16 protein-coding genes and 1 pseudogene are annotated in these 16,002 nt (G+C 73.6%); 5 read left to right on the forward strand and 12 right to left on the reverse strand.

Annotated features, from left to right (window positions below):
- The first annotated feature begins 171 nt into the window (after positions 1–171).
- A complete protein-coding gene (pknB, locus tag ACFYWL_RS17805) occupies positions 172–2,157 on the forward strand; it encodes a Stk1 family PASTA domain-containing Ser/Thr kinase (RefSeq protein ID WP_386973730.1) in 1,986 nt (661 codons plus the stop codon).
- A complete protein-coding gene (locus ACFYWL_RS17810; RefSeq protein ID WP_386973733.1) occupies positions 2,154–3,023 on the forward strand; it encodes a deoxyribonuclease IV in 870 nt (289 codons plus the stop codon). Before pknB ends, ACFYWL_RS17810 begins: the two co-directional genes overlap by 4 nt.
- Positions 3,024–3,175: 152 nt before the next feature.
- Here ACFYWL_RS17810 and ACFYWL_RS17815 read toward each other — a convergent pair whose 3' ends face one another.
- The 4 genes from ACFYWL_RS17815 to ACFYWL_RS17830 form a co-directional block, all read right to left on the reverse strand.
- Positions 3,176–4,225 (reverse strand): threonine aldolase family protein, encoded by a 1,050-nt coding sequence (locus ACFYWL_RS17815; protein ID WP_386973735.1) that lies wholly within the window; start codon positions 4,223–4,225, stop codon positions 3,176–3,178.
- Positions 4,218–5,624, reverse strand: a complete 1,407-nt coding sequence (locus ACFYWL_RS17820; protein WP_386973737.1) for a class II 3-deoxy-7-phosphoheptulonate synthase — start codon at positions 5,622–5,624, stop codon at positions 4,218–4,220. Before ACFYWL_RS17820 ends, ACFYWL_RS17815 begins: the two co-directional genes overlap by 8 nt.
- A 91-nt stretch (positions 5,625–5,715) precedes the next feature.
- The gene (locus ACFYWL_RS17825) at positions 5,716–6,201 is read right to left on the reverse strand and encodes a hypothetical protein (protein ID WP_386973739.1); all 486 of its coding nucleotides are present in this window, start codon (positions 6,199–6,201) and stop codon (positions 5,716–5,718) included.
- Positions 6,202–6,404: 203 nt separating this feature from the next.
- Entirely contained in the window at positions 6,405–8,024 is a 1,620-nt protein-coding gene (locus ACFYWL_RS17830) for a glycosyl hydrolase family 18 protein (protein ID WP_386973742.1), read from the reverse strand.
- 161 nt (positions 8,025–8,185) lie between these two features.
- On the opposite strand from ACFYWL_RS17830, the gene ACFYWL_RS17835 reads away from it, so the two are divergent.
- Entirely contained in the window at positions 8,186–8,674 is a 489-nt protein-coding gene (locus tag ACFYWL_RS17835; RefSeq protein WP_386973744.1) for a glutathione peroxidase, read from the forward strand.
- Between the two features lie 66 nt (positions 8,675–8,740).
- Here ACFYWL_RS17835 and ACFYWL_RS17840 read toward each other — a convergent pair whose 3' ends face one another.
- Entirely contained in the window at positions 8,741–9,544 is an 804-nt protein-coding gene (locus tag ACFYWL_RS17840) for an SGNH/GDSL hydrolase family protein (RefSeq protein ID WP_386973747.1), read from the reverse strand.
- Between the two features lie 191 nt (positions 9,545–9,735).
- Here ACFYWL_RS17840 and ACFYWL_RS17845 point away from each other — a divergent pair, with 191 nt between their 5' ends.
- On the forward strand, positions 9,736–10,425 hold the full coding sequence (locus ACFYWL_RS17845; RefSeq protein ID WP_386973749.1) for an NADPH-dependent F420 reductase: 690 nt from the start codon (positions 9,736–9,738) through the stop codon (positions 10,423–10,425).
- A gap of 216 nt (positions 10,426–10,641) precedes the next feature.
- A complete protein-coding gene (locus tag ACFYWL_RS17850) occupies positions 10,642–11,589 on the forward strand; it encodes a threonine/serine dehydratase (protein ID WP_386973751.1) in 948 nt (315 codons plus the stop codon).
- A 76-nt stretch (positions 11,590–11,665) separates the two neighbouring features.
- Here the strand turns inward: ACFYWL_RS17850 and ACFYWL_RS17855 are convergent, their stop codons facing one another.
- From ACFYWL_RS17855 to proC, 7 genes and pseudogenes are all read right to left on the reverse strand, one after another.
- The gene (locus ACFYWL_RS17855; protein ID WP_350672965.1) at positions 11,666–12,016 is read right to left on the reverse strand and encodes a DUF2203 domain-containing protein; all 351 of its coding nucleotides are present in this window, start codon (positions 12,014–12,016) and stop codon (positions 11,666–11,668) included.
- Between the two features lie 63 nt (positions 12,017–12,079).
- On the reverse strand, positions 12,080–12,643 hold the full coding sequence (locus ACFYWL_RS17860; RefSeq protein ID WP_386973754.1) for a PIN domain-containing protein: 564 nt from the start codon (positions 12,641–12,643) through the stop codon (positions 12,080–12,082).
- A 10-nt stretch (positions 12,644–12,653) separates the two neighbouring features.
- Entirely contained in the window at positions 12,654–13,127 is a 474-nt protein-coding gene (locus ACFYWL_RS17865; protein WP_386973757.1) for a helix-turn-helix domain-containing protein, read from the reverse strand.
- 64 nt (positions 13,128–13,191) lie between these two features.
- Positions 13,192–13,558, reverse strand: a pseudogene (locus ACFYWL_RS17870) (hypothetical protein).
- Positions 13,559–13,621: 63 nt separating this feature from the next.
- Complete coding sequence (locus ACFYWL_RS17875; protein WP_386973760.1) at positions 13,622–14,011, reverse strand: hypothetical protein; 390 nt, start codon at positions 14,009–14,011, stop codon at positions 13,622–13,624.
- A 237-nt stretch (positions 14,012–14,248) separates the two neighbouring features.
- Entirely contained in the window at positions 14,249–14,554 is a 306-nt protein-coding gene (locus tag ACFYWL_RS17880; protein WP_386973763.1) for a hypothetical protein, read from the reverse strand.
- 452 nt (positions 14,555–15,006) lie between these two features.
- Positions 15,007–15,825, reverse strand: coding sequence for a pyrroline-5-carboxylate reductase (gene proC / locus ACFYWL_RS17885; protein ID WP_386973766.1), 819 nt, complete (start codon positions 15,823–15,825; stop codon positions 15,007–15,009).
- Positions 15,826–16,002: the final 177 nt, after the last annotated feature.

The following is a 16,002-nucleotide window of genomic DNA, read 5'->3' on the forward strand; positions in this document are numbered from 1 at the left end:
TCACCCTGTCACGCCCCCGCCCGGACGGCGCGCGGCACCCCCCTCGCCCCGCAGCCGAGGGCCGGCGGGGGCTCCGGGGCCGGTCGACACGCGCGGCGCGACGGGCGTCGGGCCATCCGGCTGTAGCATCCGGTGCAACCTCCACCCTCCGGAGACATAGACTTCCTGCCGATGGACACACAGGTCGCCGACACGTTGCTGGGCTCGCTGCTCGACGGGCGCTACCGCATTCGCGGTCGCGTGGCCCGTGGCGGCATGGCGACCGTGTACACCGCCACCGACGAGCGCCTGGAGCGCACCGTCGCGGTCAAGATCATCCACCCGACCCAGGCCACCGAGGCGCGGTCCCGGATGGCCGGGTTCCTGGCGCGCTTCACCGACGAGGCGAAGACCATCGCCCGGCTGACCCACCCGAACGTGGTGGCGGTCTACGACCAGGGCACCCACGCCGGCCTGCCGTACCTGGTGATGGAGTACGTGCGGGGCCGGACCCTGCGCGACGTGCTCGCCGAGCGCCGCCGGCTCAACCCCGACGAGGCGCTGGCGATCATGGAGCAGATGCTCGCCGCGATCGCCGCCGCGCACCGCGCCGGCCTGGTCCACCGCGACGTCAAGCCGGAGAACGTGCTGGTCGCCGAGGCGCCCACCGGCGGCGTGGCGAACCTGGTCGACAGCGTCGTCAAGGTCGCCGACTTCGGGCTGGCCCGGGCCGTGGAGGCCAGCTCCGAGGAGGAGCCGGGCAACCAGCTCATGGCCACCGTGGCGTACGTCGCCCCGGAGCTGGTCACCGACGGCCGCTCCGACACCCGCACCGACGTCTACTCGGCCGGCATCGTGCTGTTCGAGATGCTCACCGGCCGGGTCCCCTACGACGGCGACCGCCCGGTGGACGTCGCCTGGCAGCACGTCGACCGGGACGTGCCCGCCCCGTCGACGCTGGTGCCCGGCCTGCCCCGGGCGCTCGACGACCTGGTCGCCCGGGCCACCCGCCGCGACCCGGGCGCCCGCCCCACCGACGCCGGCGCCCTGCTGGCCGAGGTGCAGGTGGCCCGCGACGACCTGGGCAACCCCAACACGCACACCGCCGTGCTGCGCCCGGTGGCCGACGAGACCACCGCCGTGGCGCAACCGACCATGGTGGTCGCGGCGGTCCGCCCGGCGCAGCGTCCCGCCTGGGCGCGGCTGCCCGAGGCCGAGCCGCAGCGCCCGCACCGGCGGCGGGCCGCCCCCGAGCCCGAGGGGCCGATGGCGCGGCTCGCCGCGCTGCGTACCCGGATCATGGGCGACCCGCGCGGCCGCCGGGGCGTCCTCGCGGCCCTGGTGGTGCTCGGCCTGGTCGTCGCGCTCACCGGCTGGTGGTTCGGCATGGGCCGGTACACGGTGGCCCCGGAGCTGGTCGGCCTCGACAGGGCCGCGGCGGAGGGGCAGGCCAGCCGGGGCGGGTTCGTGCTGCGCTACGCCGAGCCCCGCTACGACGAGCAGGTCCCCCGCGACGCCGTGCTGGCGCAGGACCCGGCCTCGGCGGACCGGATCGTCAAGGGCGGCACGATCACCCTCACCCTGTCCCGGGGCCCGGAGCGGCTCCCCGTGCCCGACGTGGTCGGCAAGGACTTCGAGCTGGCGGAGGCGGACCTGACCGGCGCCGAGCTGGTGGTGGTCAAGGGCGGCTCCCGCTACGACGACAACCTGCCCGAGGGCGTCGTGGTGGCCACCGACCCGAAGGTCGGCACCGAGGTGAAGCCCGGCGCGAAGGTCACCGTCATCCTCAGCAAGGGCAAGGCGCCGATCTCGGTGCCCAACCTGGTCGGTAAGAACCTCGCCGAGGCCCGCACCGCCCTGGCCCAGCTCGGCCTGGTGCCGGTGGAGACCTACAAGCAGTCGGACAAGCCGCGCGACGAGATCCTCGGGCAGAGCCCCGCCAACGGCACCGGCGTGGAGAAGGGCGCCCAGGTCAAGCTCGACGTCAGCGAGGGCCCGCCGCAGGTCGTCGTGCCCCGGGTGGTCGACCTGCCCTGCCAGCAGGCCAAGCAGCAACTGGAGGCCCAGGGCCTGCCGGTGACCGTGCAGTTCAACCCCAACGGCACCGTCCGGTATCAGAACCCGGGGGAGAACTCTCAGGTGCCGCCGGGCACCCCGGTCACGATCGGGTGCCTGTGAGCACGCCCGCGTCCCGCCGCCCGGTCGGCTCGCACACCCCCACCTCGGGCGGGCTGGCGAAGGCCGCCCTGCCGTACGTCGACGCCGCCGCCTCCGAGGCCGTCCAGGTCTACGTGTCCAACTCCCGGGGCTGGGCGCTGCCGGCGGGCGACCCGGCCCAGGACGCGCTGTTCCGCGACGGCTGCGCCGCCCGCGGGGTGCCCGTGTTCATCCACGCGTCCCTGCTGGTGAACCTGGGCTCGCCCACCCCGGCTACGGTCGAGCGTTCCGCGCAGACCCTGGCCCACGCGCTGCGCCGGGGGCGGGCGATCGGCGCCCGGGGCGTGGTCTTCCACGCCGGCAGCGCCGTCGACGCCGGCCACGCCGACGCGGCCCTGCGCCAGGTGCGCGAGGCGCTGCTGCCGCTGCTCGACGAGACCACGGCCACGGACGGCCCGCTGCTGCTGGTGGAGCCCAGCGCGGGCGGCGGCCGGTCCCTGGCCTCCCGGGTGGAGCACCTCGGCCCCTACCTGGACGCGGTGGACCGCCACCCCGGCCTGGGCGTCTGCTTCGACACCTGCCACGCGTGGGCCGCCGGGCACGACCTCGCCGCCGAGGGCGGGATGACGGCCTGCCTGGACACGCTGGTGGCCACGGTCGGGCCGGACCGGCTGCGGCTGGTGCACGCCAACGACTCGAAGGACCTGTGCGGCTCGACCCGGGACCGGCACGAGAACATCGGCAAGGGCAGCATCGGCGAGCCGGCGTTCGCCGAGCTGATGGCCCACCCCGCCACGGCGGGCATTCCGGTCGTGGTGGAGACCCCGACCGAGAGGCACGAGGGCCACGCCACCGACATCGCCACCCTGAAGCGCCTGCACCCCTAGCCCCGCCCCGCCGCCCCTCCCCCTCCCCCCTCCCCCGCCTTGTCGATCAAGAGGTTTGTGTCACCGTCCGCCCTCCGGATGACGCAAACCTCTTGATCACCGACGGGGTGGGGTCCGGGTGAGGGAGTCAGGGTGAGGGAGTCAGGGTGGGGTCAGTGGCGCAGGATCGCGGTTAGGACCTTGGCGGCTCGGTCGATCGCGTCGTCGTCGGCGTCGAGGTGGGTGACCAGGCGGGCCTGGCGCGGGCCGAGCACCGAGATCAGCACCCCCTCGGCGCGGGCGGCGGCGGCCAGGCCCCGCGCGTCCAGCTCGGTCTTCGTCAAGTCGAGCGGGACCAGGTTCGTGCGCACCGGCGCGGCGAGCACCCCGAACGGGGCGAGCGCCTCCGCCAGGCGGGCCGCCTTCGCGTGGTCGTCGGCGAGCCGGTCGACGTGGTGCGCGAGGGCGTACCGGCCGGCGGCGGCGAGCACCCCGGCCTGGCGCATCCCGCCGCCCATCCGCTTGCGGATCGTCCGCGCCCGCCCGATCCGCTCCGCGCTGCCCACCACCAGCGAGCCGACCGGCGCGCCGAGCCCCTTGGACAGGCAGACGGACAGGGTGTCGAACAGCGCGCCGTACTCCGCCAGGGGCACCCGGTCGGCCACGTGGGCGTGCCAGATCCGGGCCCCGTCGCAGTGCAGGGCGAGCCCGTCGGCGTCGGCGACCCGGCGCAGCTCGCGGAGCGTGGCCAGGGGGATCACCCCGCCGCCGCCCCGGTTGTGGGTCTGCTCGACGGCGATCGCCCGCGTCGGCACCGCGAAGTAGCCGTCCGGCCGGACCATCCCGGCGACCACGCCGGGGTCGAGGTCCGCGCCGGCCGCCGGCCACGTCCGCGACGAGATCCCGCCGTACGCCGCCGCCGCGCCGATCTCGTACGTCACCACGTGCGCGTCGGCGTCGCAGAGCAGTTCGTCGCCGGGCGGCACCACCGTCTGCAGGGCGATCTGGTTGGCCATCGAACCGGTCGGGGCGAACAGCGCCGCCTCGTGCCCGAACAGCGCGGCGACCTCGGCTTCGAGGGCGTTGACCGTCGGGTCCTCGCCGTAGACGTCGTCGCCGACCTCGGCGGTGGCCATCGCCTCCCGCATCCCGGCGGTGGGCCGGGTCACGGTGTCCGACCGCAGGTCGACGACCGACCGGTCAGCCACGCCGCTCTCAGCCACGGAGCATCTCCGCCACGAGGAACGCCAGCTCCAGCGACTGCTGGGTGTTCAGCCGGGGGTCGCAGGCGGTCTCGTACCGGTCGGGCAGGTCCAGGTCCTCGATGCCCTGCGCGCCGCCGAGGCACTCGGTGACGTCCTCGCCGGTCAGCTCGACGTGCAGGCCGCCCGGGTGGGTCTCCAGCCCCCGGTGCACCTCGAAGTAGCCGAGCACCTCGTCGACGATGCGGTCGAAGTGCCGCGTCTTGTAGCCGTTGGAGGACTCGTGGGTGTTGCCGTGCATCGGGTCGCACTGCCAGACCACCTTGGCGCCGGCGGCGGTGACCTTCGCCACGATCGGCGGCAGGGTGTCGCGGACCTTGTGGTTGCCCATCCGGCTGATCAGCGTGAGCCGGCCGGGGACGTTCTCCGGGTTGAGCTTCTCGCAGAGCTCGATCGCCTCGTCGGGGGTGGTGGTCGGGCCGAGCTTCACGCCGATCGGGTTGGCGATGCGGGAGATGAAGTCGATGTGCGCCCCGTCGATCTGCCGGGTGCGCTCGCCGATCCACAGGAAGTGCCCGGACAGCCCGTACGCCCGGGTGCCGGAGACCCGGGTGAGCGCCCGGTCGTACTCCAGGGCCAGGGCCTCGTGGGAGCAGTAGAGGGTGACCGTGCGCAGCGCGTCGTCCTCGGTCATCCCGCACGCCTGGATGAACGCGATGGCCCGGTCGATCTCCCGGGCGATCGCCTCGTAGCGCTCGCCGGCCGGGGAGTTCTTGACGAAGCCCTTGTTCCAGTCGTGCACCGCGTGCAGGTCGGCCAGCCCGCCGGCCAGGTACGCCCGGAGCATGTTCATCGCGGCGGCCGAGTTCGCGTACGCCCGGATCATGCGCTGCGGGTCGGCGACCCGCGCCTCCGGTGTGGCCTCCAGCGAGTTGATCAGGTCGCCGCGGTAGGCCGGCAGCCCGCGGGCGTCGGTCGGCAGCGACCGGGGCTTGGTGTATTGCCCCGCGACCCGGGCGACCTTGACCACCGGCAGGGACGCGCCGTAGGTGAGCACGATCGCCATCTGGAGCAGGGTGCGGGCGTTGGCCAGCAGGTGGCTCTCGGTGTTGTCGGCGAAGGTCTCGGCGCAGTCGCCGCCCTGGAGCAGGAACGCCTTGCCCTCGCAGACCAGGGCGAGCTTGCGCCGAAGCTGGTCGACCTCGTACGGCGCGACGACCGACGGCACGGTGTCGAGCACCTTGCAGACCTCGGCGACCTGGGCCTGGTCCGGCCACGGCGGGACCTGCGCGCGGGGCAGCTCCCGCCAGCGGTCGAGGCCGAGGGCGGCGTCCTCGGCGGAGTCGACGGTCGGGCGGCTGGTCTGTAGGCCGGGGCTGCCCACGGCGGGATGGCTCAGCTGATGCCACTCATGGCGCATGCCGGAAAGCGTACGGCGACCGCCCGGGCACCCGACGGGCGAGGGGGACGGTTTCCGGCAGTTGGAAGATCAACGCCGACCCGGGGCGTGATCAGGGGGTGACCGACGGCTCCGGCGTGTTCCCGCCCGGCGCCTCGCGCGCCACGCACCAGTCGGCGCCGCTGCGGGTGACGGTGAACAGCAGCGGCCGGGTGGCCTCGCGGGAGCCGGCGGTCACGGTGATCTCCGTGCTGACCTCCTGCCCGCTCTCGCCCGGGCGGACGTCGGTGATCGTCGCCCCGGTCACGGTGAAGTGATCGGCGAAGTCGCCGTTCGGGCCGGTCGCGGCGGCGTCGAAGGCCGCCTGGGCGGGCGCGCAGAGCTGGCCGCGCCCGGCGGCCACGTCCTTGGCGATCATCGCGTCGAGGTACGCCTGGACCCGCTCCCGGGACTTCGTGGCCGCCTCCTCGGCGGGCGCCCGGCCGGGCTGCTGGGCGGCCTCCCCGTCGTCGCCGCAGCCGAGCAGGGCGAACGGGAGGACCGCGAGTGTCGCGCCCAGCGCCGCCCTGCTGGCCACCCTGGTGTTCGTCACGCCCATCCGTCCCTCCTTCTCGGCCCCGGCACCGGGGACGCCGCCGATGGGCGAGTCTGACACATCACCGGCGCGCCACGCCCACGCCGGGCCGCGCCCACGCGCGCCGGGCCCGGGAACCGCCGTGCGTGCGGTTCCCGGGCCCGGGGGGGTTGATTGGAGGGGACCCTTGCTATGCAGAATGCGTTAACAGGGGGCCCTTCCTTGCCTCAGCCGAGGCCGCCGCGGATCGCGCCGATCAGCTCGCCGTTGGTGGTGTCTCCGGACAGCTCCCAGAAGAACGCGCCGCCGAGGCCCTGGTTCTTCGCGTACGTCATCTTGCCGCCGATGGTCGACGGGGTGTCGTAGCTCCACCAGTTGCTGCCGCACTTGGCGTACGCGGTGCCGCCGACCGTGCCCGTGGCCGGGCAGGTGTTCTTGAGCACCTTGTAGTCCTCGATGCCGGCCTCGTAGGTGCCCGGCGCCGCCCCGGTGGCCGTGCCGCCCGGCGCGGACTGGGTGACCCCGGTCCAGCCCCGGCCGTAGAAGCCGATGCCGAGCAGCAGCTTGTCGGCCGGGATGCCCTTGCCCTTGAGCTTCTGGATCGCGGCGTCGGAGTTGAAGCCCGCCTGCGGGATGCCGGTGTAGGAGTAGAGCGGGGAGTGCGGGGCGGTGGGGCCCTGCGCGTTGAAGGCGCCGAAGTAGTCGTACGTCATCGGCATGAGCCAGTTGAGGTTGCCGATCGCCCCGGCGTAGTCGGTGGCGTCGATCTTGCCGCCGTTGCTGCCGTCGGCGGTGATGGCGGCGGTGACCAGCGCCGAGGAGCCGAACTTCGAGCGCAGCGCGGAGATCACGTTCTTGAAGGCGTTCGGGCCGCTGGAGTCGCAGGTGAGGCCGCAGGCGTTCGGGTACTCCCAGTCGACGTCGATGCCGTCGAAGACGTCGGCCCAGCGCGGGTCCTCGACCAGGTTGTAGCAGCTCTCGGCGAAGGCGGCCGGGTTCTGCGCGGCCTGGGTGAAGCCGCCCGACCAGGTCCAGCCGCCGAAGGACCAGATCACCTTGAGGTGCGGGTACATCTTCTTCAGCTTGCGGAGCTGGTTGAAGCTGCCGCGCAGCGGCTGGTCCCAGGTGTCGGCGACGCCGTCGACGCTGTCGGCCGCGGTGTACGCCTTCTCGTAGTCGGCGTAGCTGTCGCCGATGGCGCAGCGACCGCCGGTGGTGTTGCCGAAGGCGTACAGGATGTGGGTGAGCTTCGCGGCGGAGCCGCTGGTGTGGATGTTCTTGACGTGGTAGTTGCGGCCGTAGACGCCCCACTCGGCGAAGTAGCCGACGACCTTCTTGCCGCCGGTCGGCGGGGTGGTGGTGGGCGGGGGCGTGGTCGGCGGGGCGGTCGTGGGGGGCGCGGTCGTGGGCGGGGCGGTCGTCGGCGGGGCGGTGGTGGGCGTGGTCCCCCCGCCGCACGGCGCGCCGTTGATGGTGCAGTTCAGCGGCGCCTTGTAGGCCCCGGTGCCGTTGTAGCCCCAGCTGAAGGTCGCCCCGGGGGCGAGCGGGCCGGCCCAGCTCTTCTTCACCGCGACCCAGTGGTTGCCGCTGTTGGTGACGTCGGCGTCCCAGGCGCTGCTGATGGTGGTGCCGGCGGGCAGGTCGAACTCGATGCGCCAGGTGCTGACGCTGGCGGCGGAGCCGTTGGTGACGGTGACCCGGGTCTCGTGGCCGGTCCCCCAGTCCTGCACCTTGGCGAACGTGGCGGTCACGCTGCCAGCGCCGAACGCCGAGGTCACCGGGACCACCGCGGCGGTCACCGCGACCACGGCACCGGCCCAGAGGGCCCGGCGGAGCGATCTCTTCATGTGGCGGCTCCCCAAACAGTTAGGAAACTTTCCAAAAGGATGGTGAGACGCTACTCACGCCGTCACCAGTTCGTCAAGATGCACATGCGTCGATAGTCGCGGGAATCGGGCCGCAGGCCGTCGCGACGCCGGCCGGGCGGCTGTCTGGGTAGCCTCGCCCCATGACCGTCTTCGACACCGAGATCGACGCCCTGACCGGCGGCCCGGCCGACCTCGCCCGCTACCGGGGCAGGGCGCTGCTGGTGGTGAACGTGGCCTCCCGCTGCGGGCTCACCCCCCAGTACGCCGGCCTCCAGGCCCTGCACACCGAGTACGCCGACCGGGGCCTGGTGGTGCTCGGCGTGCCGTGCAACCAGTTCGCCGGCCAGGAACCCGGCACGTCCGCCGAGATCGGCGAGTTCTGCCAGGTCAACTACGGGGTCACCTTCCCGCTCACGGAGAAGGTCGACGTCAACGGCCCGGACCGGCACCCGCTCTACGCGGCGCTGGTGTCCACTCCGGACGGCGACGGGCACACCGGCGACGTGCGGTGGAACTTCGAGAAGTTCCTGGTGGCCCCGGACGGCACGGTGGCGGCCCGGTTCGCCCCGACCGTCACGCCGGACTCCCCGCAACTGCGCGCGGCGATCGAGAAGGTCCTGCCGGTCTGACCCCGCGAACGCGGACGAGCCCGGGGCGGCGGAAGCCGTCCCGGGCTCGCGGAAGCACCCGTCGGGTCAGCCGGCGGCGGAGCGGAACACCGGGTAGTAGCCGCCGGACTGACCGGCCGCCGTCGGGTGGTACGAGATGCCGATGCTGGCGAAGTTGAGCGCGTGCAGCCACTTCTCGCCGTAGCTGCACAACTGGTGCCCGACGAAGATCGAGCGGACGTCGGCGAACGTGAAGCCGGCCGAGGTCGCCGCGCTGCGGGTGATGTCGTCGACCAGGTTGATGCCCTCGTTGATCTTCGCCCGCGAGTTCGCGCTCAGGCCGACGCAGACCGTGCCGAGCTGGTAGAAGACCGGGTACCCGACCACCACCACCCGCGCCGACGGGGCCTTGGACTTGATTCCGCTGTAGACCCTCGCGAGCTTGCCGGACAGCTCGGCGCGCGCCTTGTCCTCGGCGGCCTGCACGGCGGCCACGCACTGGCTCTCGCCGTAGAGCACGCAGGTGGTCATGATGTTGGCGAAGCCGACGTCGTTGCCGCCGATGGTGACGCTGACCAGCGTGGTGGTCGACGACAGCGCGGAGAGCTGGTTGTTGATCACGTCCGTGGTGGTCGCCCCGGAGCAGGCCACCGACTTGTACGACGCGGGCTTGACGTTGGCGTTGTAGAGCGCCGGGTACGCGTTGGTGCTGCGCTGGCAGCTTCCGCTCTCGGAGGTGTAGCTGCCCGCGCCGACGCCGGAGGCGTACGAGTCGCCGAGGGCGACGTAGCGGTCGGTGGGCGCCGCCTGGGCGGGGACGGCCAGCGTGAGCGTGGCGCCGATGGACGCCGCGAGGCTCACGGCGAGGGTAACGAGACGGGATCTCCGCACGTCGCACTCCTGGGGGTGGGAAGTGGTAGTGAGAGATAGATATCACCGAATGCAGGCTAAATGGAAGATCACCGATCCCCTACCGGGCGGGATAGGGGTGGCTCGGTCCGCAGCCGTCCGGAGTGGCGGGGGTCGATAACCAAGCAACCCGATCGGGAATACCTCGCCGGCCGAGGCGGTTGTCGAGGGACATGACAACTGTGGGACTCATCGGCAGCGGAAGCATCGGCGGCACCCTGGCCCGGCTGGCGGTGGCCGCCGGTCACGACGTGGTGCTCAGCAACTCGCGCGGACCGCAGACGCTGAAGGACCTGGTGGAGGAGCTGGGCCCGCGGGCCCGGGCGGCCACTCCCGCCGAGGCGGCGGCGGCCGGCGACCTCGTCGTCGTCACCATCCCGCTGCGGGCCTACCGCGAGGTGCCCGCCGGGCCGCTCGCCGGCAAGATCGTCATCGACACCAACAACTACTACCCGGAGCGGGACGGCCACTTCCCGGAGCTGGACGACGAGTCCACCACCACCAGCGAACTGCTCCAGCGGCACCTGCCCGACTCGGCCGTGGTGAAGGGCTTCAACAACATCTACTTCAAGCACCTGCTCGCCCTGGCCCGCCCGTCCGGCGCCGCCGACCGCACCGCCCTGCCCATCGCCGGCGACGACCCCACGGCGAAGGCCACCGTCACCGCGTTCCTCGACTCCCTCGGGTACGACGCGGTCGACGTCGGCCCGCTCGCCGAGGGCTGGCGGTTCCAGCGCGACACCACCGCGTACGCCGCCCTCTATGCGGCCGACCCGGCGAACGACTTCGACCGCCCGGCGCGGGTCGACGCGGAGAAGCTGCGCGCGGCCCTCGCCGCCGCCCGCCGCTACGCCGACGCCTGAGGTGCAAGGAAGGGCCCCTTCTTAACGCTTTCGGTATAGAAGGGGTCCCTTCTCACCACAGCCGCTGGGGTGGAGCGACCGAGACCGCGCCGGGGCGCCGGACGATCTGGGCGGCGTCCTCGACGGCCGCTCGACGCACGGTGACCACGCCCGGACCGTACCCGGTGGCGGGCGCAGGGGGTGGAGGCGGCGCGGGCGGCGGCTAGGCTGCGCCGTGTGCAGTTGGTGAGCGCGGACGACATCACGGCGGCGCAGCGGCGGATCGGCGGGCGGGTGGTCCGCACCCCGCTGCTGGCCTGCACGCGCATCGGCGACGAGTACGGCCTCGACCTGTGGGTCAAGGCGGAGAACCTGCAACACACCGGCAGCTTCAAGACGCGCGGGGTGCTCAACGCGCTGCTCGCGCTCACCGAACGCGCCGGCCGACCCGCCGGCCTGACCGCCTTCTCGGCCGGCAACCACGCGATGGCCGTGGCGTACGCCGGCCAGGCGTACGCCCTGCCCACCGTGGTGTGCATGCCGCCGCACGCGGTGCCGACCAAGATCGAGGCGGTCCGCCGGTACGGCGGCGAGGTCGTGCTCACCGACGACCTGCTCGGCACCTGCGAGGCCGTCGCGGCGGAACGCGGATACCACCTGCTGCCGCCGTTCGACGACCCGGACGTCATCGCCGGCCAGGCCACCATCGGCCGGGAGATCCTGGCCGACGGCCCGCCGCCGGGGTTGGTCCTGGTGCCGGTGGGCGGCGGCGGGCTGATCAGCGGCGTGGCGGCGGCGGTACGGGCGGCGGCACCGGCCGCGCGGATCGTCGGCGTGGAGCCGGCCACCGCCAACGCCGTCGGGCACGCCCTGCGCACCGGCGGCGCGGCCCCGGCGACGCCGCCCCGGTCGATGGCCGACGGGCTGGCCGCCCCCTTCGCCGGCCGGCACACCCTGGCTCACATCCGGGCCCTGGTCGACGACGTGGTGGAGGTCGCCGAGGACGCGATCTGGGGCGCGTGGTGGGAGCTGCTGGACGCGACGAAGCTCCTGGTCGAGCCGTCCGCCGCCGTCACCTATGCGGCGCTGCGCACCGGCCTGGTCACCGCCGCGCCGTGCACCCGGGTGGTGCTGGTGCTCAGCGGCGGCAACGTCTCACCGGCGGCGCTGGCCACGCTGCGCTGACCCTCCCGCCGCCCCACGGATGGGTGTGAGAAGGGTGCCCTTCTCGACCGTAGGCGTTAACAGGGGCCCCCTCCTTTCACACCCGGCGGCGGCCGGCGAAGCCGCACTCGACGCGGTGGTACCAGCGCACGTCCGAGTCGCCCTCCAGCCAGCACCACAGCACCGGGCGGCCGGCCCGCTCGCCGGGGAAGTCCAGCAGCACCGGGGCGATGCCCTTGACCTGGATGTCGTGCTCGTGCAGCTCGTCCACGACCCCGTGCAGCCGGGCCTCCAGGCCCTTGACCTCGGCGAGGCCGCCGAGCGGACTCAGCCCGCCGTCGGCGAGGTCGGCGCGCAGCTCGGCGAGGTCGGCGCGGAGCCGGATCAGCTCGTCGATGCGCGGTTGCAGGGTGGCCACGAGGTGACGCGCCTGGGCGAGGGTGAACACCGCGCCAGTATGGGGCACGGGTCTCGTCTCGCGCAGGGGTGTCGATGGTGGGAATGTTCGGGTCTAATGGTCTTCGGCCAGGTAGCGGGCGACCCGGTGCGCAAACCTGATCGTTCGGCAACCGGCCAGGCCGCTCAGGACGTCGTCCACGCTGAGCTTCGGCCGGCCGCCCTTCCCGGTAGCCTCGGCCTGCTGCACGACGACGTCGGTGATCCGTTCCGGGTCGTCCTCCAGCAGCATGCAGAGGAAGTCGTCCGGGTGCAGCGCCTCGATGGCGTACGGCGCGAGCGCATGGTCCGGAAAGTCACGGAGGTTGGCGGTGACGATCACGTCCGCGTCGGCCGCGACGGCGGCGGCAAGCACATGGCGGTCTTTGGGATCGTTGGTCATCTCTGCGACGAGGCGCTCATAGCCCGAGACCAACGCATTCGGAAAGTGCTCTCGCATGACCTCGACCCTGCGTTCGGCCTTGACACCGAGCACCGACGGCGGCAGGTTCCGGCGAACCTCGTCGAGGATCGCCCGGGTCCAGAGCGGGCGGTACAGCTCCTGCTCGGCGCAGCGCAGCAGCGTGTCGGCGAGGACGCTGGGCACGAGGACACAGGCGTCCAGCACGGCAACGATCATCAGTGGACGGTCACTCGTCCGGCTGGTCGTCCGAGGGCTGGCGGCCACGCCGAATCGCTTCGTCGTATACGCCCATGTCGATCGCGTCCGCCGTCAACTCGTCCAGCGCCTCGAGACGCGCTCTCGACCGGCGTTCCTTGTAGGCCAGCACGTCGTGCAAAGCGACCCGGCGGCTGGAGTTGGGGCGGGTGTAGGGCAGCACGCCATCGTTCATCAGCTTGACCACCGTCGGGCGGGTCACGCCCAGGATCGCGGCGGCCTCCCCGGTCGACAGCTCGACATTCTCCGCCATCACCCGCACCGGCCGCCCGCGACCGAGGATCGACACGACTTCGGCGAGCGCCTCGCCCACCACGGGCGGCACGTCCACCGGCTCTCCGCCGTCGACGATCAGTTGCAGCCGCCGCCCCCGCAGCGACCGCCGGGCAAAGCGCCGCAGCTCGTCACCGTTGGGCGCCGATCCGCCTGCCGGCACCACCGTCACAAGACCCTCCGACCTCATCGATCCCGTCACCACGATACCCGCCAAAGCGAAAAAAACGATAGGGTTAGGCGACGGGGCCGGTCGGCAGGTGGATGCGTTCGGCCGGGACCCCGGCGGCGAGCAGCCGCAGCCGCGACCCGGCCAGCATCGGCGGCGGCCCGCACAGGTAGACCTCCTGGCCGGGCCGGTAGTGGTCGAGCGCGACGGTCAGCGCGTCGCCCCGCTCCCCCGCCCCGGCGAGCGGGTCGTGCGACAACGCCGGCACCAGGGTCAGCCAGTCGTGGGCGCGCTGGAGCTTGTCGAGGCTGACCGAGTCGTAGAGGTCCGAAGGCGCGCGCGCCGACCACCAGGGTCACCCGCCGCCCGGCCGGCGCGGCGACGATTTGCTCGACGAGGGAGCGCAGCGGCGCGAGCCCGGTGCCCCCGGCCACCAGCAGCAGGTCCGCCCGCGAGGCCGGGTCGAGACCCAGCCCGACGTCGCGCGGCGGGCCGAGTCAGAGCGGGTCGCCGGGGCGTACCACGTGGACCAGGGTGCGGGAGACGGCCGCGACCGCCCGGACGTGCAGCTCCACGGTGCCGTCGGGGCGCGGCGCGTTGGCCGGGGAATACCAGCGCCACCGGCCGGGCCAGCGCCCGGTGCAGACCGGCACCGCCTGGCCGGGTCGGAAGGGCAGGCGTCGCCAGGGGCGTACGGTCAGGATGGCGACGCCCTCGGCGGGCCGGTCGTGGCCGATGACCTGCGCCGGCCACCAGGCCGGGCCGCCGCCGGCCCGCTCGGCGGCGCGGGTCACCGCCGCCGACGCCCGCCGCGCGGCCTGCGCCCACGCCGCCGCCAGCCCCGGCGTGCCGGGCGACGGTGGCGGCGAGCGCGGCCTCCACGGCATGCTGGTGCGGCAGCAGGCGGTGGCGGCGGTAGGCGTGGCCGAGCACGGCCAGCAGCGCCGCCCGCCCCGCCGGGTCGTCGCCGCCGGAGGCCAGCCGCCCCAGCGCGGCGAGGAACACGGCCGCCTCCTTCGCCGGCAGCCGCCCCGGGCAGCGCTCCTCGACCGCGCACCAGAATTCGTCGGCCGCCGCGCGGGCGTACCGCAGCAGGGTGGACCACGACGCGGCCAGGGCGGCGGTCACGCGCCGGCCTCGTCGGCGAAGGCCCGCCGGGCCGCGTCCACCGCGCCGGCCGGCACGTCGAGCGCCCATAGCACCCCGGCCAGATAATCGACCACGCGGCGGTGCTGCTCCTCGGTCAGGCCCAGGCCGCGCCACGCCCCGGCCGCCGGCCGCGCGATGTCGCCCGCCGGCCCGCCGAGCGCCACCGTGAGGGTCAGCGCCAGGTGCCCGGCGAGCCGGGCCCGATCGACCCCGATGAGGTACGGCGCCAGCTCGGCGTCCGCCGCCACCAGCCGCAGCCAGCGGGCCACCGCGTCGCGCACGCCCGCCGACCCGAGCGTCTCGATCGGAACGGCCAGCCGATCAAGGTCAGCGGCACCACGAGACTAAGCGAGGCCATCGTCGGGATGGGCGACTTCGCCGTCGGCGCGGACGCCGCGAACCAGAATCGGACCCGGCTGGCGCTGATGGCACGGCTCGCCGAGACGGCGCAACGGGTGCGACGTGTCCTCGGACGCCAAGACAGTCTCCGCCTGAAAGCTCCGGAGCTCAAAGACCTTGGAAGATTTCGGCCCCCAGAGGGGCCATCCGCTTCCAAGATTCATCCCGGGTTCCGCGTGATGACACTCATCAAGGCGACTGCGATCCCGCTGACCGCGGGGATCGCCACCGGCGCGATGCTCCCCGATGGACGGCGGTCTCCGCTGCCCATCAGGGCGGCTCACGCACAGCCCACGCTGAGAATGCCTGGGCCGGGTGCCGGCAGACCTGATCCTCACTCGGACTGGGCGGCCAGTTCCCGGGCGCGGTCGCGGGCCGCTTCGAGGGCCGCGAGCATCGCCGCGCGTACGCCGTGGTTCTCCAGCTCGCGGATGGCGGAGATGGTGGTGCCGGCGGGCGAGGTGACCGCCTCGCGCAGCTTGACCGGGTGTTCGCCGGAGTCGCGCAGCATGACCGCCGAGCCGATCGCGGTCTGCACGATCAGCTCGTGGGCGACCTGGCGGGGCAAACCGAGCAGGATGCCGGCGTCGACCATCGCCTCGACGAGGAGGTAGAAGTAGGCCGGCCCGGAGCCGGACAGGGCGGTGACGGCGTCCTGCTGCGACTCGGGGACCCGGACGGTCGCGCCCAGCGGGGTGAACATCTCCTCGGCCAGGGCAAGGTGCTCGCCGGTGGCGTGGGCGCCGGCGGAGATGGCGCTCATCGCCTGGTCGACCAGGGCCGGGGTGTTGGTCATGACCCGCACCACGGGGGTGCCCTCGGGCAGCCGCCGGTTGAAGAAGCTGGTCGGCAGGCCGGCGCAGAGCGAGATGACCAGCTTGTCGGCGGGTACCTTCGGCCCGATCTCGTCGAGCAGGGCGGCGGCGTCCTGCGGCTTGACGGCGACGGCCAGCACGTCGGCCTCGCCGACGGCGGTCAGGTTGTCGACCACCCGTACGCCGTAGCGGGTGGCCAGTTCCTCGGCGCGGATCGGCCGCCGGGCCGTGGCCAGCAGCCGGTCGACCGGCCAGCCGGAGCGCAGCAGCCCGGAGAGCATCAGCTCGCCGATCTTGCCCGCGCCGATCACCGCTACGGTGTGGTCGCCCACCGCCATGGTCGTACCCCTTTCGTGGCCCGCCGGGCGGCGGGGCCGAGCGGCGGGGGGGGGGGGGGGCCGCGGGGGGGGCCCCCCCCCCCCGGGGGGGGGGGGGGGGCCCAACAAAAACACCCCCCCCACCGCGGGCGCCGCGGCCGCCGCCTAAGCGCCCGGGCTGTGGTGATATCGGCGGGT

Origin of the sequence: Micromonospora sp. NPDC002575 (genome assembly GCF_042889525.1) — a bacterium.
Classification (GTDB): Bacteria; Actinomycetota; Actinomycetes; order Mycobacteriales; family Micromonosporaceae; genus Micromonospora; species Micromonospora carbonacea.

Coding starts and splice junctions, on each gene's coding strand:
- pknB (WP_386973730.1), top strand. CDS start 172: ATGGACACACAGGTCGCCGACACGTTGCTGGGCTCGCTGCTCGACGGG.
- ACFYWL_RS17820 (WP_386973737.1), bottom strand. CDS start 5,624: ATGCGCCATGAGTGGCATCAGCTGAGCCATCCCGCCGTGGGCAGCCCC.
- ACFYWL_RS17825 (WP_386973739.1), bottom strand. CDS start 6,201: ATGGGCGTGACGAACACCAGGGTGGCCAGCAGGGCGGCGCTGGGCGCG.
- ACFYWL_RS17830 (WP_386973742.1), bottom strand. CDS start 8,024: ATGAAGAGATCGCTCCGCCGGGCCCTCTGGGCCGGTGCCGTGGTCGCG.
- ACFYWL_RS17835 (WP_386973744.1), top strand. CDS start 8,186: ATGACCGTCTTCGACACCGAGATCGACGCCCTGACCGGCGGCCCGGCC.
- ACFYWL_RS17845 (WP_386973749.1), top strand. CDS start 9,736: ATGACAACTGTGGGACTCATCGGCAGCGGAAGCATCGGCGGCACCCTG.
- ACFYWL_RS17860 (WP_386973754.1), bottom strand. CDS start 12,643: ATGATCGTTGCCGTGCTGGACGCCTGTGTCCTCGTGCCCAGCGTCCTC.
- ACFYWL_RS17875 (WP_386973760.1), bottom strand. CDS start 14,011: ATGCCGTGGAGGCCGCGCTCGCCGCCACCGTCGCCCGGCACGCCGGGG.
- proC (WP_386973766.1), bottom strand. CDS start 15,825: ATGGCGGTGGGCGACCACACCGTAGCGGTGATCGGCGCGGGCAAGATC.